We start from the raw sequence: 20755 nt of genomic DNA on the forward strand, positions 1-20755 counted from the left end.
CCTTTTAGCCACTGGGAACGTTTGGTAGGTAACCCGGAGGTGTTCCTTATGAAAAAAGCAGCCTTGCTCGTTCTGCTGTTCACTCTGTTCCTGCCCGCCCCAAGCACATTAGCCTTATCCTGTGCACAACTGCTTTCCATGGAAGCGGCCTATGATACATATGATGGAGTTGTCATTGGACATGTGGAGGATGTCGTGCAAACCAGCTCCAACAACCAAATCCATATGACGGTAGTACGCAGTTTCAAAACGATCACGGAACCTTCCCTTGTCGTTGACGAAAATATGACTTGGGGTGCCATGAACGGCCCCAGCGAAGAAGGCAGTGATTATCTTTTTTTTCTGAGGCAAAAGGACGGCAAGTGGGAAAATCCGTTATGTTCCCCTTCCGTAAAGATTTCGGACGCCTACGTAGACCTGGAGTTTCTGAAGGATAAAGAAATCAGCATTTCCCCATCACCTAGTCCTACCGTGAGTCCAGCCGCGGAAAGTCCTTCGACTGCAGGTGCCGCCAATGCCGGTGCTGAACCAGCAGCCGGACAAGCTGGAGACAGCCGTCACCTCTGGATTGCTGCGGGGATAGCAGGTGTAGGCCTCATTACCGGCTTATTTCTTCTGCACTATTTCAAGCGGAACAGGTAGCCTTTTGCAGTTCTTCGACTGAAAAATCACTATCCTGTTCAGGTTAATTGAAAATAGCGGTTGGCATTATGGTAGCAAATATCCTGAACGATGCCTCCAAGGAATGCAAGATCCCGCGGGGCCTCCCCGCTGGTCACCCAGCCGCCGATATGGTTGCACAGAATCCGGCGGAAATACTCATGACGTGTATAGGACAGGAAAGACCTCGAGTCTGTCAGCATCCCTACAAAGCAGCTAAGCAGCCCCAGATTGGATAAGGAAGTGATTTGCTTGATCATTCCGTCCTTCTGGTCGTTGTACCACCAGCCGGAGCCGAATTGAATCTTCCCTTTGACTCCTTCACCTTGGAAAGACCCCGCCATCGCAGCCAGCACATCATTCTGCACTGCATTCAAATTGTAGAGAATGGTCCGGGGAAGCTCGCCGGACCGGTCCAGCCCGTCGAGCAGCTTGTATAAGTTGTCCGCGTAGCTGCCGTCACCAATGATGTCGAAGCCCGTGTCCGGACCAAGCTCGCGGAACATGCGTGTGTTCGGATTGCGGATCGCACCGATATGCAGCTGCATCGCCCAGTCGTGGGCGGCATATTTGCGGCCCATGGCTAAGAACAACGCTGTTGCGTACTGATCGCATTCCAGTCTGCTCAAGGTCTCGCCGCTCAGCCGCTTGCTGAAGATCGCCTCCAGTACAGATGGCGGCGCCTCAGCATAAGGAAGGTGTGAGAAGCCATGGTCAGAGATCATACAGCCCTGCTGGTCAAAGTATTCAATTCGCTCCAGCAGCGCGCGTTCCATCAGTTCATAGGAAGTGATGGCATACCCTACGGTCTGCTCCAGGTTTGCTATATAACCCGGAAAGGACTCCGCTTCAATCAGCAGTGCCTTATCCGGCCGGAAGGTCGGCGTCACCCCGGTCTTGAACTCTTTGTCTCCGGCAATCAGCTCATGGTACCGCAGATCATCCACCGGATCATCCGTCGTGCAGATCCATTTCACCCTGGAACGGGTAATCAGCCCCCGGGCCGTGAAACCGTCCTGGGCAATCAAGGTGTTGCAGTGGTCATAGATCTTCCGCCAGTTGTCCTGACTCAGCTGCTCCTCTACGCCAAAGTAAGCTTTCAGCTCCAGCGCCGACCAATGGTACAGCGGGTTGCCGACAGTATAGGGAAGCACCTCGCTCCACTTGGCAAACTTTTCTTCATCAGAGGCATTGCCGGTAATATATCTCTCTTCGATCCCGAATGTTCTCAGTGCACGCCATTTATAGTGGTCTCCACCCAGCCAGACCTCGGCAATATTATTGAAGCGTTTATTGTCGGCAATGGCTTTCGGGTCCAGATGGCAATGATAGTCGATAATAGGCAGAGCTTCCGCATACTCATGATAGAGTATCCGGGCCTCGTCTGACTGCAACAGAAAATCCTCATGAATAAATGGCTTCATCCTTATGCTCCTTTACCCTTATTTCAGGTATTTCTCCAATGTGCTCCGCACAGCTCCCGGTCCGGCCAGCATTTCAAGGAACATACCCTCAATCTTCTCCCCAAGGCCGATGTCATAGAGCCGAACACCAAAGAGCTGCCCGTCTTCAAAAATTGGCCGCACATTTACCGCGGTAGCTCCGAGTGAAACTCCCTGCAAATGTTCTTGCAGCACCTCAAGCAGCGGGTCCGGACTCAATGTGAAAGGTTTGCCTTCATCATCTATTCCAAGCAGATAGCGGCACCAGACGGCAATCGCCAGCGGGATGGCTGTCAGCTGCGCCGGATCAAGATCCTCCCGGCGGATATACGATTTAATGGTTTCTCCAAACCGTATGCCCACCTTCTGTGAGGTGTCGGTCGCGATCCGCTGCGGGGTATCAGGGATAAACGGATTGGCGAAGCGTTCTGTCAATACTTCGTCCAGAAACTGCTTTGGACTGAGAATCCCCGGATCCACTACGACCGGCAATCCCTCTTTGTAGCCGATAATTTCCACGAATTTACGCAGCGTATCATCCTTCATCTCATCGGCGATCAGAGTGTAGCCAAGCAGACAGCCGGATACGGCAAGCGCGGTATGCAGCGGATTGAGGCAGGTTGTTACCTTCATCGTCTCCACGTTGTTGACTGTATCGCGGTCGGTAAAGATAATCCCTGCTTCCTCCAGCGCCGGACGGCCATTCGTGAACTTGTCTTCAATCACCAGATATTCGCTGATCTCCGCGTTTACGAATGGGGCTGTATAGGTATTCTTGGAAGTGACGATGACATCCATATCGCCGATTCCCTGTTCCAGCAGCGCCGCCTGGACCGTTTCGGACGGGCGCGGCGTAATTTTGTCGATCATGGACAGCGGGAAGGCGATTAACCGCTCGTCCTCCAGATAAGTCACAAACCCTTCTTCGACAAGTCCCTTGCCGGCCCACTCTTTGGCAATGGTCACGACACCGTTCTTCAGCTTATCGCCATTGTGGGAGCAGTTGTCCATGCTCACAAAGGTCATCGGGTATTGGCCCTTCAGGTAGCGGCGGTAGGCCAGGGAAGCCACGATGCTCATCGCATGCACCGGCTGCTCCGGCCCGCCTGCGATATCCTTTTCCACGATGCCGAGATACTGTCCGTTCGGGCCTGTCAGTGAGTAACCCTTCTCCGTAATGGTGAAGCTGGCCATCTGCAGGCTGGGATTCTCGAACACCTCAGTCAGACGGCGGTAATCCGCTTCACGGTTCTTGTCGGCTGCGATTCCCTCAACAATGCTGCTGACGATCTTTTTCTGGAAATCACCGCGTGCGTTCATCAGCACGAGCAGTGTCAGATTGTCGTATGGCTTGTAGACCTTATCGATCATCTCAAAATCGAACGTTTCCGCCGCGATGATCCCGGTGTCCGCTTTGCCGCTGTCCAGCAGCTTCTGGTGGGCATTCGCCACGAATCCGCGGAAGATGTTGCCTGCACCGAAATGAACCCATTCCGGCTTCACCTGTGTATTCTTCGCCACCTGATCAAAGTCAAAGCGCGGAAGCTCTACACCCGCAGCCTTCCAGGCTGCTTCATCAGAGATACTGCTTCGGCTTAAGCGCAGCATTTAGTTCGCCCCCTTGACATTGTCAAGACTGTCCCATACACCAAGGAGATACATGATGCCCATGGCTCTGTCATATAGGCCGTAACCCGGACGGCAGTTTTTCTCTTCGCCCCATAGATGCCGCCCGTGGTCCGGACGCATATAACCGGTATACCCGTTCTCGTGATAGGCTTTGACGACTTCAGCCACATCCACACTGCCATCACGCCCGCGGTGCGACACCTCTATAAAGTCACCGTTCTCAAACACCTTCACGTTGCGGATATGGGCAAAATGAATACGGTCATGGAACTCGCGGATCATCGCCGGCAGGTCGTTCTCCGGATTCGTGCCCAGCGATCCTGTGCAGAAGGTGAGACCGTTGTAGGGACTGTCCACCAAATTCAGGAACCTGCAGATCATTTCCCGGTTGCGGATAATGCGCGGCAGGCCAAAGATCGGCCAGGCCGGATCGTCGGGATGGATCGCCATCTTGATGTCCACTTCCTCGCATACCGGAATAATGCGTTCCAGGAAGTATTTGAGGTTCTCGAACAGCTTATCTTCCGTAACATCTGCATAGGCTGCGAACAGCTCATCCAGCTTCGCCAGCCGCTCCGGCTCCCAGCCCGGCATTGTGAATTGTCCGGCGCCTTTCAGAATCCGGTCCACCATCTCACGCGGATTATCGGTAATGGCAGCCTTTTCATAAAAGAGGGCATTGGAGCCGTCCGGCAATTCCTTGTACAGCTCTGTGCGGGTCCAGTCGAATACAGGCATGAAATTATAGCAGATGACTTTTACGCCCACTTTGGACAATTTGCGGATCGTGTCGATATAAATATCGATATATTTATCACGGGACGGCAGGCCGATTTTGATATCATCATGAACGTTGACGCTCTCCACCACAGCAGTGCTGAAGCCTTTGGCAGTGATTTGATCCGCCACTTCCTGGATCCGTTCCATTTCCCACACTTCACCGGCTACTTTATCGTGCAAAGACCAGACGATACCCATAACCCCCGGAATCTGCCGGATATGGTCAAGCGTAATGTTGTCATTGCCTTCACCATACCATCTCCACGTCATGTTCATTGATAGAACCTCCTCTGATTTAACCCCTGGTATCTTGTATACAAGATTTCCTTGATCATAAAATACAGCCATTAAGTTGTCAATATATCTTTCGAAAACATTATCGTTTACTTTAATAAACCTCTACAATGATGTATACTAGGTCTTAAAAACGACAATGGAGCAGGAGTACAATGTCAATTAAAGAAGAAATTATGAATTCGCTAAAGAACGAAATTCTTACCCTGACGCTGAAACCCGGTACCATTCTAAGTGAGACCGCCTTGTCCGAACGGTTTCAGATATCAAGAACACCTTTACGCGATGTGCTGAAGCAGCTCAGCCGGGAGTCCTACATTGATGTTTATCCCAAAAAGGGCAATTTGGTCTCTTATATTGACCTGGAGTCGGTCGAACAGATTATTTACCTGCGAAGTGTTCTGGAAAAAGAGATTATCAAATATCTGTCCACTCATCTTGTACTCAAAGGCGTACATGAACTGAAAGATATTTTGCAGCAGCAGAAAGCCGCCATCCATGAAGAATCGGCCACAGAGCAGTTTCTCCGCCTGGACGATGCATTCCACGCTGCCCTGTTCAGGTTAGCCGGCCGGGAGTTCCTGTGGAATCTGATTCAGCAGTCCAATGTGCATTATGAAAGATACCGCAGACTGCACATGCTGAGAACGGAGAAGCTGGAGGAGATCTGGAATGAGCATCAGCGTATCCTTGAATACATGATGCAAAAGGAAACCGAGTCCATTGAGGCGTTGATTCATCACCATCTGCGGGAGGATATCAATTCGCTATACCTGCAGGAGAACTTCTCGGAGTACATCAGAGCTTAAATGAAAAAGGGCTGTCTCCACAGTAGAAACATCTACTGTGGAGACAGCCCTTTATTGTTCTTACATGGACCAAGCATAGTGAAACCTATGTATCGTGCTCCAGCCTAATCCGTAATTCCAAAATCATGAAGCAGCTGCTGCTTGTCGAGCGCAGGCAGACCCAGCGGTTCGCGAAATTTCTGCAGCTTCACCAGCAGATCCTCTTCTTTGGCATAGACATAAGGGCTCTTCCAGACCGAATCCAGTGTAATCAGCTCACTGGATGAAGGCTTCATGGATTTATAATTCAGAATCCAGTCACGGAGCTGAACCTTGTCGATATCGGTGCGGATATTCTCCCCCAGGATGTCGATGATATCCCCCAGCTGAGCGAGCCCGTTAACAGAATCCAGCTTGCCCAGAATCAGGTTCAAGACCTCCTGCTGCCGCTCATTGCGGGATATATCTGAGGATTCTGCCGTTCCCCGGTTCGACTTGCGGTAACGGACGAAATCCAGCACTTCCTTGCCGCTTAAATGCTGCATCCCTTTAGTCAGATTAATGTTCGTTCCGTCCGCATTATCCACATAGCGCATATTCATCGGCACATCGATATCCAGTCCGCCAAGCTCATCCACTATGCTGCTGAACGCCTCAAAATTAACCAGAATCATATGGTCAATGTCGACCTGCAGAATGCTGCTGTAGAACTCCTTGGTCTTGCTTAGATCCTCACCTTTGTTATGTGAGTAATAATAAGCGTAATAATAATTGGCCTTATGCGTGCCGATATCACTGCTTGTGATCTTCATGTCACGGGGGATGGACAGGATGGACAGCTTTTTGCTCACAGGCTCATAGACCACCGGCATCAGCACATCCGTATTCAGCGTCCCTCCGCTGCCGCTCCGGTTGTCCACACCGGCGAGTAAGAACGTGAGCGGTTTATTCTCATCCACGGCATCCGCAACCTCGGCCGAAGCTCCAGGCATAGGCGATGCAGGACTTGCCGTTTCACTGGGAGTCGTTCCCGATGCCGAAATCCGGTCAAGTGCCCGTTCAGCCTTATAATACAAAGTTCCTGCATAAACAGCTCCAGCGATCAGACACGTACCCAGCACAGCGGTCACGCTAAGCAGCGTTTTGCGGTTACGTGATTTGCTGCGCTGCGCTTTCCTTCTCTTGCTTCGTTCTTGCATTCCCTTCCTCCTGTTTACTCTCATTAGTATAAGGAATTATAGCATAGACCGGTGTTAATGCTCAAAAAATGGCAGAGATCAAGCTGACCGCTTGTGCCTTTAACAAAATACTCTTCACAGGCAAGTTGTTGATTTAATAGCCTTCCGGCAGACAAAAACCGCAGCCAAACCGGCTGCGGTTTCCATCATTTGTAACCTGAACTATTTGCTTATGTGTGAAAATAATTACAGCTTGACCATTTGCCCCGTCTTCTGGGATTCGAATGCAGCCAAAATAACTTTCAGGGATCTCAGACCTTCTTCCCCAGAGATCGCCGGAGGTGTATCCGTTACGATGGATTTCACGAAATCATCAATGACACCACTCGGCACTTGTTTTTCATTGGTCGCCATAGCGCCCACTTTGTAGGTCTCGACCGTACCATTCGTAAGCTCTACGATCACTTCGTCACCCTCTACAGTACCAATCTTCATCACGCCATGCTCGCACCATAACACGGTACTGTTGTCTCCGCCTCTGTATTGTGTCCAGCTGGCAACCAGTGTTCCGATGGCACCGCTCTTCATACGCAGGATGCAGGCTGCGTTATCATCGACTTCCGTGCCTTCTTTGTGCAAAGTGCTGATAAAGCCGGCAACTTCGGAGACTTCGTCGTTCAGCAAATAACGGATAAAGTCTGATTTGTGTACGCCCAGGTCGCCCATCGCGCCCATGATTGCTTCTTCTTTGCGGAAAAACCAGCTGTCTGCACCGTCTACACTCCAGCCCTCCGGACCCGGGTGCCCAAAGGACGTGCGGAATGTAAGCACTCTGCCCAGTTTGCCGGAGTCGAGAATTTCTTTGGCCTTCACATGAGGCGGCATCAGACGCTGATTATGTCCAACCATCAGGTACACTCCGTTTTTACGGGCAGCTTCGATCATCTGCTCACCTTCTTCAGCGGAGCATGCCATGGGTTTTTCCACCAGAACATGTTTGCCTGCATTGGCCGCCGCAATAGCCATTGAAGCATGCAGATAGTTCGGCGTACATACGCTGACCGCATCCACTTCTTCATTAGCCAGTAATTCCTCATAGCTGGCATAACCTTTGCCGCCATAAGTTTCGGCCATCTTCTCAGCGCGCTCCATGATAGGATCTGCAAAAGCAACCAGCTCTACGTGTTCACTCGCTGCATACTCTGGAATATGTCTGCGCTCGGCGATGGCGCCGCAGCCGAATACAGCAACTTTGATTTTTTTCATGTTAAATAGCTCCTTTAAGTAATGGATTATTATTGGTTTAAATAGTTTTGTTTGAGCCAGCTATAGCTGTTCGTTATACTTTCAAGCGGCGGGTTCTGACAGACATCCTGCTCCACGATCAGCCATTGCACCCCCGCTTTCGCTGAGGCCTCAATAACCGCAGGCAGATTAACAGAACCTTGTCCCAATTCAAGCGTTATCATCTGACCCTGCTCGCCTGTACTGAAATCCTTCAGATGGAGAAGCGGCAGACGTCCGGCATATTTGTGGATATACTCGATCGGATGCTGTCCAGCGAATTGAACCCAGCACACATCCATTTCCACTTGAACCGCAGCCGGTGTGGTTTGCATAAACATGCCATCAAATGCGTTATGTTCTCCGGCCTGTCCTATAAATTCAAAATCATGGTTGTGATAACCAAAGATCAATCCCTGCTTACTGACTTCAGTTCCTATTTCCTGCAGCTCGGAGAACAATTTGCTCCACTCCTCACTGCTTTGAGGACGATCCTCGGGCATTAGAAAAGGACAGATCATATACGCTGCACCGATAGTTTTGAGATAATCAATCTCTTTTTGCAGATCCTTACGCATGGCTTCCAGCGAAACATGACTGCTGAATCCTTGGAGACCCAGCTCATCAAGCAGCAACTTCATTTGTTCAGCAGGAATATCTCCATACCCGGCAAATTCAACGCCTTGATAACCAAGCTCCGCCACCTTACGGAGTGTTCCTTCGAAATCCAAAGCGGTTAGATCACGGAGCGTGTACAGCTGCAACCCGATATTGATCTTGTTCATGATAACAAGCACCTCTGTCTACTTAAAATTTTATTGTTCTCTCTGGTATCATTCTAGTGGAATACAGACTAAAATGAACATATACAATATCGACAGAACATGAACTATTTGCTCTGAATTCGTTGGGAGGGTCATATTCGTGGACACGTCTCTGCTCATCTGCGATCACTCATATCACTATAAGTCGTTTAACCACAATCTGAAGGGCGGATTACAGAATTACCTGTTCCGGCTGCAGACCGAAGGCTCCTGTGAAGTGACTTCACACGGCAAAGAGTACACCCTAAGCGGCGGTGATCTGCTGCTGCTCCGGCCAGGCGACGATTACCAGCTAACAGTGAAGGAACCGGACCATAAGGGACGCCTGTCCAGCGGAGACTATTATCTGTTCTGCGAAGGCCCCTGGATTGACGCCTGGTGGAAACGGAGGAACCGTCCGGTAGCTAACCGGATTGGCCTGGATGACAAGCTGATTGGCTTATGGCGCAACCTGCTGCTGGAGAAACGGCGCGGTTCGCTTGAAGAGGATACCGAGCTGAAGGATGTGCTGCTGCGCAGCCTCTGCCTGTATATTGACAGAGCGATTACTGAAAATGTACAGGCGGACCGGAAGGGTACGGCAACCCTGAAGCTCAAGCGGTTTATTGAAGAGCATGCCACGGTCACCTTTAAGCTTGAGGAAGCTGCCGGCTATGCCGGTCTTAGCCTGTCGCGGGCAGTAAGGCTGTTCAAGGAGCATTATGGTAAAACCATGATTCAATATGCGATTGAGATCCGGCTCAAAGCGGCTGTAGAACAGATCAAATACAGTGAATTGACGCTGGAGCATATTGCCGAAACTTGCGGCTTCGCCAGCTACTCTTATTTTCACCGGGTGTTCCGGGCTCACTTCGGCGTCTCTCCGTTAGAATACCGCTTGAAATGAGAGTGAGCCGCTGGTAGGTATTACGGGCAAGGACACTTTACTGCTCTGTTGTTCTGTACGTCGCCCGCCAGACACCAAAAAGGCTCAGTTGTCACTGAGCCTCTGCAAAATGCAGCGGGTACTCCTGATGCGAAAGCTTTATTTCCCCAAGTAAAAACGCCGGTACCTCATTACTCTTTTATACATGGATTTATCCTTAAGCTGATTAAAGATATAGGGATCGGGATTCATGTTCACTTCAATAATCCATGGCGTCAGCGACCGGTCCAAACCGACATCTACACCAATTTGCCGAATCCGGGGGTAGGTTTTCTGCATATGAGCCGCCATGCGGGTGCCCAGTCTATTCAATTCCTCTGTCAGCTGCGCAAGCCTGCGCTCCGAAAGATGGGTCGAGAGCAATTTCTCAATCGCCATGGGTTTGCCGCCGCTGTGGTAATTCGTCACTATTTTCCCCGGATGCCCGAGCCGTCCGATAATCCCGGTAGCTTCCCATACGCCCTTGGGGCTTAACTGTACCATCACCCGGATATCAAAGCGACGCCGGTTATGCTTCAGCAGGTGAATCCCTTTTTGAATCAAATAACTCCTGCCGCCAGTCTTCTTTGCCAGACTTTTGTGAAAGGCCTCAAAGCTGTCGAAATGACGGACGGTTTCTTCATACTGGTAAGTAAAGCCCTGCCGTTCCCCCCCCTCCGCGCGGATGACCCCGTTGCCATAGGTTCCCCGTTCCGGCTTGACATAGATCATTCCATAGCTGTGGATCATCTGCTCCAGATTACGTTTGCTGAACTTCCGGGTGTCCGGAATAAAGGGCCTGATCGAAGCGTTGCGCAGCAGCAATTTGGTCTTGAGCCATTTGCTCTGCGGTAAGTTAGCGTGTTTTGCCTTCACTCATGCACTCTCCTGTCTGAGATGGGATGAATTCCCTCCCTGATTTACATAGTCACTGCATCCTATGCAGAAGAGGCCCCGCTGAATTAAGCATCTATCCCGTAAGGAATAGATTATCTTTACGGTGATCTATGCCCGGTCATGAAGTGAATTCGCGGCATACATTAGTGCAGACGCTCATGTCAATTTGTGCATGGAGATGAACCTATGTCAGCAACCTCAGCAGGCTTAAGTATTAGCGGTCCCGCGATAGATGTCCTTATTCCGGCGATTGAAAAGGACCTGGCGACCCTCCCTCATGTGATCGACAGTCTTCGCCGCTATGTCCGCCATCCCATCAGCAATATCTATATTGTCTCACCGAACAGCAGCAAGATCAGAAATCTGTGCTCACGCAAAAACTGTATCTTTGTCAATGAGACCACCGTTCTGCCGTTTACTAAAAAGGACATCCGTTATTCCTCCTCCCGCTGGAACCGTTCCGGCTGGCTGTATCAGCAGCTGCTTAAAATGAACGGTGATCATATTTGCCGGGAGAGTCATTTTCTGGTCATTGATGCCGATACGGTGCTGATTCGTCCCCACCGGTTCCGTAGCGGGGGAAAGAGTATCTTTTATTGCCGCAACTGGAGCCAGCCGGAATATTTCCGCACCTACCGGAAGCTGCTGGGTACTGCCGCCCCTTCACCCAAATCTTTTGTCACCCATTACATGCTGTTTGAGAAAGCAAAACTGGCCGGACTAAAAAGAAAAATCGAAGCCCGGCACGGGATGTCTTGGCATGCCGCCATTATCCGCAGTATCGACAAGAAGAAACAGTTCGGCTTTTCCGAGTTTGAAACCTATGCCAATTATGTCTACAGCGGAAACAGCGCATCTGTGATATTAAAAAATGCCAACAATAAGTCTCTGAAAACCTCAGCCGCTTCTCTGGGTAAAGCGCAGATTCAGAAGTATGCCCGTACCTACCGTTCGCTTTCCTTCCATCAGCGTAAAGGATATTCCACTCCACCTAAGCATTAAGGAGGCAGACAGCCGTGCATACCATTCTTTTATGCGGCGGTTCCGGACAGCGGCTGTGGCCGCTGTCCGGACGGATCCGTTCCAAAATGTTTCTAGAGCTGCTTCCTGCACCGGGCGGAGGCACAGAGTCCATGCTTGGACGGGTATGCCGCCAGCTCAATCACTGCGGACTGGGTGAATCGGCGTTGTTCGTGACGCATAAGGATCAAATGGCACTGACCCGGCGGTATACCGGAAACGGATACCCGGTAATCGGGGAGCCTTATAAGCGCGGTACTTTCACTGCCGCCGCGCTTGGGGCGCTCTACTTGCACTCCACCGGAAAAGCTAAACCCGAAGATACCCTCTGCGTGGCTCCGGCGGATATGTTTGCGGATGATGCGTTCTTCCGTTTATTTCATCAGTTCACGGATACATTGGCCGCCTCACAGGCAGACCTTGTTCTGCTTGGGACAAGGCCCACCCATCCCTCGGACCAGTACGGCTACATTGTCCCGGGAAAGGGGACGACTTCCGCCTATTCGCCCGTCATTTCTTTTGAAGAAAAGCCGGTCATCTCCAGAGCCCGTGAGCTGTTACGGGAACATGCGTTATGGAACTGTGGAGTTTTTGCTTTTTCACTGCGCTTTATGCTGTCGCATCTGGAACAAATGGGGCTGCCTATTGACCTTGCCGCATTTACAGACGCGTACCCCGGATTCCCGGTCCGCAGCTTTGACAAGGAAGTGGCTGAGCGCAGCAGCAAAGCCGTCGTGCTGCCGCATGAAGGCGAGTGGCGTGATCTGGGAAGCTGGGAAACACTGACTGCCCAGCTGAATCATCATGTAATTGGTGCAGGGGGCATTTGGGGAGAGTCGGGTTATACCCATATTGTCAATGAATTGAACATTCCGCTGCATGTGATCGGCGTCCCCGGCATAGTTGCCGTAGGAAGTCCCGAGGGCATTCTGATTGCCGGCAAAGCAGAAGCAAATGCCATTAAAGAAATCCTCCAAGACGTTTCCGCTGCACCGAGGTATGGGGAAACTGAATGGGGGAGCTTTACCGTGCTGGACGAGGCAACCAGCGGTTCGGGGCATGTGCTTACAATTAAATTGTCCCTGCTGCCGGACCATGCCCTGGCTGAAATGCCCTGTCTTCATTCCAGCAAGAGCTGGATGATAGTGTCCGGTCATGGAGAAGTCGTTCTGAACGGATCGGTTGCTGCGGCCTGCACAGGTGAGATATTTACAATGGTTCGGGGAGATCGGCATGGAATCAGGGCTTTCACCGCCATGAAACTGATTGAGATACGGACTCTCGAAGAAGAGAATGATGATGACGATAGAATCTACGACTCGTAATCAGGGATGAGAGGGTTAGAAAACGCTGTCGCATTTTGAGGAGATCATCCGTTCGGTGAAATCATCCAATGAATTCTTTTCCAGTAGGCCATCGTTGCCTCGGGCAGTTTGATATAGCACATTGAAACTGCCCAGGCGACGGCCATTTTCACATAATATCCGTCATGCTTGTATAACTGGATTACATATCAACTTGACAGAGTCGAATAGTCATTATACAATATTCAACGTTGAGCAATGGAGGTGGAACACGGTTGACACGATTACTTGTACTTGGAATGCTGAATGTTCAGCCTATGTCTGGTTATGATGTGCAGCAGGGGCTGCAGATGACAGATGCGGAACGCTGGGGTGGGGTGCTGATCGGTTCTATTTATCATGCACTGAAAAAAATGGAGCTGGAGGGTTATGTTGCGGTCACAAGCATTGAACAGACCGGGCATCGCCAAAAGGCGATTTACACCATTACTGAATCCGGAAAACAGTATCTGCAGGAGCTGATCAGCGATGCGCTAAAAGCTTCTTCTGTGCTATACCCTTCGAAGATGTATTCCGGTTTATCCTTTTATGAAAAACTGCCGCCGGAGGAATGCCGAAGAGCATTAGAACAGCAGCGCAGCACTCTACAGGATGAATACGACGCTGTGAAGCAAGGTTTTGAAGCCAAAGATGCAGCCATGCAGCATAACATCCCTCCAATGGTCATGTTGATCATGGATAATATGTTCGCCATTATCCGGCAGCAGCAGGATTTTGTTGAAAAGGCGCTGGCGCTTTTGGATCCGCAGGAATAAACACTCTCCCTCATAACTGAGGGAGAAAAAAATGCCCCTATACTCAACGATGAATAAACAATGTGAAGTAAAGGAGAGTGGAAAGGATGAACCTCATTGAAGCCAAAGGTATCCACAAGCAATTCCGTAACCGTGAGGTCGTAAAGGGAATTGACCTGGAAATCAGGGAAGGAGAAATTCTTGCTTTGATTGGAACAAACGGAGCCGGAAAATCAACCACCTTGGCGATGCTGTTGGGGATTTTGCAGCCGGATTCCGGCGAAATCACACGCTGGAGGGATGATTACCGTGCGCATATAGGTGTGCAGCTCCAATCAACTCCATTTTTTGAAGGATACACAGCAGAAGAAAATCTAGCACTATTTGCAGCGCTTTATCATGTGAAGCTAAGCAAGGCTCAGATACGAAACAAGCTGGAGGAATGCAACTTAGCAGATGCAGGAAAAACACCTGCCGCCCGTTTGTCCGGCGGACAGCAGAAGCGGCTTGCTATTGCAGTCACTGCGATACACAATCCCGATCTAATTGTTCTTGATGAACCAGCGGCCGGGCTTGACCCACGGGCACGTCAAGAGATTAGAAGAATGATTGAGCGGCTTGCCGGGAACAACGTGACTGTGCTGTTCTCCTCTCATGATATGGAGGAAGTATCCCGTATCGCTGACCGCTTGATTTTGATGGACAACGGACAAATTGTTGCTGAGGGACAACCGGAAGACTTATTGCAGCAATATCATGCGGAAAAATTGGAAGATCTATATCTTCAGTTGACCGATCATGCTTAGATTAGGAGGAAAATACAATGAAAACTATCTTCAAACTTACGCTTAAATCAGCAACCCGTGATCCATTTTTATTATTTTGGTCGATTGTGTTACCGATAGGCGGAACCATTGGCTTGGGAATGTTTATACAAGTTCCGGATTACCCTGAGCGCATACTAACCGGCATGATGGCTGTCAGCATTTTGTTCTATTCGTTCATGACCACATCCTTCGCGGTCCTGACACAGCGCCGAAGAGGTGTATACAATCTGCTGCGTGTAACCCCTATGTCTCTCTGGAAATATATATGCAGTATTTCAGGGGCATGGACACTGACTTCTCTTGTGTGCGCAATCCTCGTATTGATATCAGGTATTTTTGTTTTTGAGCTGAATATTGCAGTACGTTCGATTGTTGCATTGATACCGGTGATAATTATCGCTACGATTGGCTATGTTTTTCTTAGCTTTTTTGCTGCCAGCCTGAGCCGGACGGAGAGCAATGTAAGTATCCTAACGAATATGATTACCATTCCGCTATTGCTTTGCAGCAGCGCATTTTACTCCTTGGATAATGCCCCGGGCTGGGTGCAGACGCTCAACCGGTTTAACCCTTTTCAATGGTTTGTCAACGGATTACGCAATTCTCTGGCCTTGGAGTGGTCCAGCTACTTTATAAGTATGGGGCTATTGTCACTGGTGGGGATTGCCGCCTTTTTATTGGCATTAAGAACATTCAGATATGCTGATATATAAGTATCCTGCAGACCGAAACAGCGGCAGTCCAGACATGATAAACACGCCCAAAATGCCGCTGTTTTAATGCTTTTCGTTTGCGTCCTTTACCAAGAAACCCAGCAGACCTTTGGCATAGGGCTCTGGTTGACCCAATACTTCTACGGGGGTACGGTCAATTACGGTTGTCATTTTAATAAATGACGCTATCTGCTCATCCATAAAATCAATGTCCAGCTTGTCTAAATATCCGTTGGGTCCTGTTGCACATAAATAGTCTGGCGCTGGAACAAGTGAGATATTCGGTATCCCGGCGTCAAATAACGGTTGCCCCTCGCCAAAATGTATATTGTTTATCGGTTTCAACGTTATACTTCTCACTTTCGTTCTTCCCTTAAGCGAATCCAAATAAATTGTATTCATCACCTCATTTGCTGTATACACAAGTTCAGTTTCAAGATTTCCGGTGCCGCTGTATCGGCTATTCTCCTGATTATCTTTCCATTCCCTGCATCCCAAGTGCTCCAGTGTAAGACCTGCCACCGCCTTCTGATGGCCTCCTACTCCGTCCCAAAGTTCAGGATGATCATGCAGCCAGCGTGTAGTGGCTTGACCCTGTATGCCGAATTGCGGAATTTGAAAGTGGCCTGCAACGAACACAAACACTAAGTCCCTTTGACGCTGTTCCAATGGAAGCTTTGAGAAATACTCTGCCATCGCCAGCAGACCAACCCCTCCGTTTTCCTCACAGGCATTCGGTCCGTCTGTATGGGTATTGATCAGGATATTTTCGCTTCTATTCGTTCCCGGAAGAATGGCATAAAGCGTATCGCTATCAGCATTTCCCTTGATGTCAGCATGCAGTACTAAACGTGCTTTTGCATGCCGGAGGGCTAGCTGCTTCAATTGATCTCCCGTGTTCCCGTCTACCCATAGAGCCGGACAATCTTTAAGTCCAGTTGTGAATGGAAGGTATTGCCCCCTAACGTTTTCTGCGGATATCTTTTTCCAGATACATATCACACCTAACACTCCAGCTTGTTGTGCCTCTACTAAATCCGGACCCTTCATTAACGAACTAACAACAGAATTTCTTAGTCCGAAAGGAAGCTTTGCGCTTTTAGGAAACGAGGTTCTTTTTCTAAGTGCTACCGAAGAGGGAAGTTTGGAAACGGTTACTTCCACAATCGCGATTTTCCCAGCCGCCTGTTTGAAATTTCCGGGTCCTGAACCACAATAGATCAGTTCACCCACAACGCCATCCTCTGTGGTTGTTCCTGAATAGGGGTAGTAGGACGTAACGGGATATTCCTCTATGCCGCCATGTTCCGCCTGCACAGACAGACTCCATTGCTTCGCTTCCCATTTTGTGAACACATGCTTGTCCCGGCTGACTTTCAGTCCCATGTCCGTTAATTCTTGTTCGAAGAAATCAATCAGCTTTCTATGTGCCTTATTTCCAGTAAATCGCGGGCCGACTCTATTCAGCTCTTCTTGCCAATACCATAGCTTTTCTTTGTCAGGAAGGATGTTGCTATTCATAGTACATAGCTCCTTTTTGCTGTAGCTCAACTTAATACATTTCTTCATCACTGCTTCCAGTATAAAGGTTGAAGTATACTGCAAGGTCAAGCTCCTCCAAAAATTAAAGACCCGCAGAGGGAGAGGGCATCCCCTTCTGCGGGTCTAACTTGTATTTCGGCCTGCTTCTATATTAGTACAAATTCTGAATAAGCAATCCCAACAGCACAGCAGATTCTTGATTTAACAGCATATCCTTAGGCCGATATTGTACTGTTCCATTAGTCGTTGCAACATCAGGACCATACAGATGAAGGCCCACTACGAATTGTACCCCTTCAGATGCCCATGGGCTGACATCCTCGCTTAGCTCAGCCTTTACAGGTTCAATAATTATATTTTGCTTCACCAGCCTCCATATCATAGCCGCTGCCTGCTCCCGGGTCACAGGCTCATCCGGGCGGAAGCTTCCATCCGAAAATCCCGATACGACTCCGCTTTCAACTGCAGTCTGAATTACGGCCTCATACGGATGGCCCTTAGTATCACTAAACTGGCTAGGCCTTGTAGAAAGCGGAAAATCTGTAAACTTAAACAACTGGGCAATAAATTTGCCCCTTGTCAGGGGTTCTTCCGGCTTAAATGTATCCTGATCCTGCTGAATCACACCCAATTGAACGAGCGCATAAATATATTTTGCGTAAGGATGGTTCTCTGGAACATCAGAATATTTCGCAGGCTCAGGAAGCTTCTGAGACCAACTACCGGCGTTGTTGTAGAAGAAGTATTCAATGTTCCCGTCTTTATCCGCTTTGAAGCCTGCAGGCACTCCATCCTCATCATAGAACAGCAGCTCCTTCGACTGGCCTAAGACATGCTCTCCCAAAGGATCTGACACCAGCAGAGTTCCATCACCGGCCTTAATATCGTAGGTCCAGCCAGGGTTACGCAAATCCTGATATAAGCCTTCGAATGGATGCAATTGCTCTTGCGTTGGCTTCGGCGTTTTTATCACAGGACTTATCCCTTTATCTGGGAAATAGCGGTTCATAAACTGCTCAAAGAAGGGGGCCCGAAGGTTGCCTTTATCACTGTTAAACACAACGAATATTCCCGTATTCTCTTCAGGCAGCAACCATAAATTGCTATGAAATCCGGGTAAATCGCCACCCTTCTCAACGACAGTGTATCCATTGTAAGACGACGGATAAATAGTCTCCAGGCCATAACCGCTCCCCGGAATATCAGGATGAATAGTCACACTGTTCTTCTCCATCTCCAAGACTGAGTCTTTCGTTAAGATGCGCTTAGAACCCTGTTGTCCATAGTTAACCATCGCCTGAAGGAATTTCGCCATGTCACTGCCTGTTGAGAACATGAGTCCTTCCGGACCGCTGTCAGGGATATTGGGGATCTGTGCTTGAGGCTTCAGTGTAACATCATAGGGGGTAGCAATGGCCTTCTTTACCTCACTATTGAACAGCACATCACTGTTATTCATACCTAAGGGTTCGAACAAGCCTTTTTTCATATATTCTTCAAAGGTTGAGCCACTCGTCTGTTCGATAATGTAGCCCAGCAGAGAAAATCCATAATTGTTATATCTGTAGGCTTCACCAGGTGTACGGGTAACAGTGGGCACTGTTGCTTTTACATAGTCCTCCAAGCTGTAGGCTTTACCAGGCTCAGGGGAGCCCCCTAAATCAAAACCCGAAGTATTGGTCATCAAATGCTTAAGAGTAAGCGGGGACCCTGTTTTATTAGGAATTTGCAAATGAGGCAAATAGCCCTGTATATCCTTATTCAAATCAACCTTGCCTGCCTCAGCCAACTGCATGATCCCCACAGAGGTAAGCAGCTTGGAGACGGAAGCCAGACGAAATACGGTCTTATCTGCATCGAAAGGTTTCTTGGCGGCAACATCAGCGTAACCGTAACCTTGGTTAAGCAATACCTTGCCATCTTTAACCACAACAACTGCAGCTCCTACAAGCTGTTCTTGAATTTCTTTCTGTTTAAAAAACTGATTGGTGAATTCCTTTACATCTGCCTGTTCTAACTTTGCGTCTGAGCGCTGAACAGGTTCAGCTCTCGCCAGTGCTGTTGAAGGCAGTATAAGCAAGGTGGCAAGGGCCAGCCCGAGGATTTTTTTCATCATAAATCTCCTAATCATAGAATTAGTTAGCACTCCATAAGCAAAAGGGTATAAATAGTTTGTCCGTAGGTTTCAACTATGATGTCATCGTGTAACTCCCTCCTTTATCTGCAGCATCGGTATCCTATACCCTTTCTAGTTTACTCAATCAATTCTTAACAATCTTTATTTGATTCTTAACTGTTTCTTAAATATGCTGCTATGTATGGCTGGCTGTTATAATATTTTTCGTATGCACCGTAAATAAATATAAATTCCCGAGGTCATAAAATATAACATAGTTATAGTTATAAATCGCCACAAATTCATGATATATTCGGAGTCTTGGAATAAATTTATCATCCCCAATAAAATACAGATTCCGAATGTAAAATCATATAGTAAGGGTTTCACTATTCCTTTAAAGGCGACCTCCTTGTTGCGTAAAACTTTCATATTCCATATAGACGCAACCAATTCAAGTACAATTATTGCAATAGCAGCCCCCTTATAACCAAACCCGGGGATAGCCACTAAAAAATATTGGATGATTATTGAACATGTGATTCCGGAAAGAATTCCCAAGAAGGGATCTTTCCTATTATCCTGAGCCCATAAAATACTGGTGGAAATCTCACGAAAACCAACGATCAGAGGAATAGGGGCTAAGGCTTTAATCATATGACTTGCGCTTTCCGTATTAAAAATGTAAAAAGACAGTTCATCTGCATACACAAATAAAAACAAACCGGTTACTCCTCCCCATAACCAGCATGTGTATAAGGCAGTATTACAAATGCTAATGAACTTTCTTTTGTCTCCCTTTTGCCACTCAGCAACAATGTGACTCGTTAAGATATGACTCAATGCTCCGGTAAACAGTGTAGGTGCATAAACTACAATGACGGCCATTCCATAAATAACTCCGTATATAGCGGTTGCTTCAGAAGCACTGTAGCCTGCCGCAACGAGACGATTGGGAACAAGAAGGGCATCAACAAATTCTGAAAGCGGAATAAACAGACGGGTAGCGGAGATTGCCAACGAAGTTCTCACAAACCAAGAGAGTGTTATACGTGAATCTCTGCTCCTGTATGAAGATATAGTTTCTTTATTAAGTGAAATGAAAATAGTCAACATACTAAATGAGATAAATGCGCCCATGAAAGTGCCGTATAATCCATATCCAATTGCCCGCTCTACACCGAGTGACAAGAACTGACCAACAAGCAACAGCATAAAAACAAATCTGAACGACTGCTCAACAATCTCCGAGAGTGCGATTATCCCAAATTGCTTCAGCCCTTGCAGGTACCCTCGTACCAACCCCAGCAAAGGTACTGCAAATAAAGATAAGGAAAGACTGCGAATCGCATATTCCAGTCCAGGATTACTCAGAAACCCGGCAACCTCTGATGAATTCCAGAAAACCCCAAGACTAAAAAAGCCACAGGAAAGAATAAGACATAGCGATAATATTTTTAAAAATCCCCAACCCTGTTTAGGTGCTTTTGCTGTTGCAATAGCAAGTGTCGTTGGAAATCCGCTGGTAAGCATCAAGATAAATCCGTAAAAGGAATAGGAAATTTGATACAGTCCTATTCCTTCTGCGCCAATGATTCTTGTAAGGATCACCCGGCCGACGAGTCCGATCAACTTCACTACGAACATGGCGCCGGCTCTGATCACGAATTGTTTGATAAGCCGGGGTATCCTCATTTTTCCCTCCTGCATCACATAAAGGTTCTTATTTCTATGTGTATGACAGTGAGCCCCTGATATG

Annotated in this window: 18 protein-coding genes and 1 pseudogene; 8 read left to right on the top strand and 11 right to left on the bottom strand. The window is 48.5% G+C overall.

What is annotated here, in order from left to right:
- Nucleotides 1–48 precede the first annotated feature (48 nt).
- On the top strand, nucleotides 49–642 hold the full coding sequence (locus NSS79_RS24355) for a hypothetical protein (protein WP_342436471.1): 594 nt from the start codon (nucleotides 49–51) through the stop codon (nucleotides 640–642).
- A 38-nt stretch (nucleotides 643–680) separates the two neighbouring features.
- Here NSS79_RS24355 and uxaC read toward each other — a convergent pair whose 3' ends face one another.
- Genes uxaC through uxuA form a run of 3 tightly spaced genes read right to left on the bottom strand, consistent with a single transcriptional unit; the run spans nucleotide 681 to nucleotide 4787 of the window.
- Nucleotides 681–2084, bottom strand: coding sequence for a glucuronate isomerase (uxaC, locus tag NSS79_RS24360; RefSeq protein ID WP_342436472.1), 1404 nt, complete (start codon nucleotides 2082–2084; stop codon nucleotides 681–683).
- Nucleotides 2085–2102: 18 nt separating this feature from the next.
- Nucleotides 2103–3710, bottom strand: coding sequence for a mannitol dehydrogenase family protein (locus tag NSS79_RS24365; RefSeq protein ID WP_342436473.1), 1608 nt, complete (start codon nucleotides 3708–3710; stop codon nucleotides 2103–2105).
- Nucleotides 3711–4787 carry a mannonate dehydratase gene (gene uxuA, locus NSS79_RS24370; RefSeq protein WP_342436474.1) on the bottom strand — a complete coding sequence of 359 codons (1077 nt, stop codon included), beginning with the start codon at nucleotides 4785–4787 and terminating at the stop codon, nucleotides 3711–3713. It abuts the gene before it with no gap.
- Nucleotides 4788–4960: 173 nt separating this feature from the next.
- Between uxuA and NSS79_RS24375 the strand changes: the two genes are divergently transcribed.
- Nucleotides 4961–5614, top strand: a complete 654-nt coding sequence (locus NSS79_RS24375; protein ID WP_342436475.1) for a GntR family transcriptional regulator — start codon at nucleotides 4961–4963, stop codon at nucleotides 5612–5614.
- A gap of 104 nt (nucleotides 5615–5718) precedes the next feature.
- Here the strand turns inward: NSS79_RS24375 and NSS79_RS24380 are convergent, their stop codons facing one another.
- The 3 genes from NSS79_RS24380 to NSS79_RS24390 all read right to left on the bottom strand — a co-directional run bounded on the left by NSS79_RS24380 (nucleotide 5719) and on the right by NSS79_RS24390 (nucleotide 8840).
- On the bottom strand, nucleotides 5719–6792 hold the full coding sequence (locus tag NSS79_RS24380) for an LCP family protein (protein ID WP_342436476.1): 1074 nt from the start codon (nucleotides 6790–6792) through the stop codon (nucleotides 5719–5721).
- Nucleotides 6793–7017: 225 nt separating this feature from the next.
- On the bottom strand, nucleotides 7018–8037 hold the full coding sequence (locus NSS79_RS24385) for a Gfo/Idh/MocA family oxidoreductase (RefSeq protein ID WP_340897150.1): 1020 nt from the start codon (nucleotides 8035–8037) through the stop codon (nucleotides 7018–7020).
- Between the two features lie 29 nt (nucleotides 8038–8066).
- Entirely contained in the window at nucleotides 8067–8840 is a 774-nt protein-coding gene (locus NSS79_RS24390) for a sugar phosphate isomerase/epimerase (RefSeq protein ID WP_342436477.1), read from the bottom strand.
- A 139-nt stretch (nucleotides 8841–8979) separates the two neighbouring features.
- On the opposite strand from NSS79_RS24390, the gene NSS79_RS24395 reads away from it, so the two are divergent.
- Nucleotides 8980–9765 (top strand): AraC family transcriptional regulator, encoded by a 786-nt coding sequence (locus tag NSS79_RS24395; RefSeq protein ID WP_038595183.1) that lies wholly within the window; start codon nucleotides 8980–8982, stop codon nucleotides 9763–9765.
- 138 nt (nucleotides 9766–9903) lie between these two features.
- Here NSS79_RS24395 and NSS79_RS24400 read toward each other — a convergent pair whose 3' ends face one another.
- Complete coding sequence (locus NSS79_RS24400; RefSeq protein WP_342436478.1) at nucleotides 9904–10659, bottom strand: YheC/YheD family protein; 756 nt, start codon at nucleotides 10657–10659, stop codon at nucleotides 9904–9906.
- 207 nt (nucleotides 10660–10866) lie between these two features.
- Here NSS79_RS24400 and NSS79_RS24405 point away from each other — a divergent pair, with 207 nt between their 5' ends.
- Both NSS79_RS24405 and NSS79_RS24410 read left to right on the top strand, forming a co-directional pair.
- On the top strand, nucleotides 10867–11682 hold the full coding sequence (locus NSS79_RS24405; protein ID WP_342436479.1) for a DUF6492 family protein: 816 nt from the start codon (nucleotides 10867–10869) through the stop codon (nucleotides 11680–11682).
- 14 nt (nucleotides 11683–11696) lie between these two features.
- Nucleotides 11697–13025: a sugar phosphate nucleotidyltransferase gene (locus NSS79_RS24410; protein WP_342436480.1), complete on the top strand. Its 1329-nt coding sequence runs from the start codon at nucleotides 11697–11699 to the stop codon at nucleotides 13023–13025.
- A 54-nt stretch (nucleotides 13026–13079) separates the two neighbouring features.
- Here the strand turns inward: NSS79_RS24410 and NSS79_RS24415 are convergent.
- Nucleotides 13080–13195, bottom strand: a pseudogene (locus NSS79_RS24415) (DNA alkylation repair protein); the annotation flags it as partial.
- Between the two features lie 84 nt (nucleotides 13196–13279).
- Between NSS79_RS24415 and NSS79_RS24420 the strand changes: the two are divergent.
- The 3 genes from NSS79_RS24420 (at nucleotide 13280) to NSS79_RS24430 (ending at nucleotide 15338) form a co-directional block, all read left to right on the top strand.
- A complete protein-coding gene (locus tag NSS79_RS24420; protein ID WP_342436481.1) occupies nucleotides 13280–13819 on the top strand; it encodes a PadR family transcriptional regulator in 540 nt (179 codons plus the stop codon).
- Between the two features lie 86 nt (nucleotides 13820–13905).
- On the top strand, nucleotides 13906–14604 hold the full coding sequence (locus tag NSS79_RS24425) for an ABC transporter ATP-binding protein (RefSeq protein ID WP_342436482.1): 699 nt from the start codon (nucleotides 13906–13908) through the stop codon (nucleotides 14602–14604).
- 17 nt (nucleotides 14605–14621) lie between these two features.
- Nucleotides 14622–15338, top strand: coding sequence for an ABC transporter permease (locus tag NSS79_RS24430; protein ID WP_342436483.1), 717 nt, complete (start codon nucleotides 14622–14624; stop codon nucleotides 15336–15338).
- 63 nt (nucleotides 15339–15401) lie between these two features.
- Here NSS79_RS24430 and NSS79_RS24435 read toward each other — a convergent pair whose 3' ends face one another.
- The 3 genes from NSS79_RS24435 to NSS79_RS24445 all read right to left on the bottom strand — a co-directional run bounded on the left by NSS79_RS24435 (nucleotide 15402) and on the right by NSS79_RS24445 (nucleotide 20691).
- Nucleotides 15402–16943, bottom strand: coding sequence for a hypothetical protein (locus tag NSS79_RS24435; protein WP_342436484.1), 1542 nt, complete (start codon nucleotides 16941–16943; stop codon nucleotides 15402–15404).
- A gap of 88 nt (nucleotides 16944–17031) precedes the next feature.
- Entirely contained in the window at nucleotides 17032–18996 is a 1965-nt protein-coding gene (locus NSS79_RS24440) for a serine hydrolase (protein ID WP_342436485.1), read from the bottom strand.
- A gap of 213 nt (nucleotides 18997–19209) precedes the next feature.
- Complete coding sequence (locus NSS79_RS24445; RefSeq protein WP_342436486.1) at nucleotides 19210–20691, bottom strand: oligosaccharide flippase family protein; 1482 nt, start codon at nucleotides 20689–20691, stop codon at nucleotides 19210–19212.
- Nucleotides 20692–20755 lie beyond the last annotated feature (64 nt).

The sequence above is a fragment of the Paenibacillus sp. FSL L8-0436 genome (assembly GCF_038593025.1).
GTDB lineage: Bacteria > Bacillota > Bacilli > Paenibacillales > Paenibacillaceae > Paenibacillus_AQ.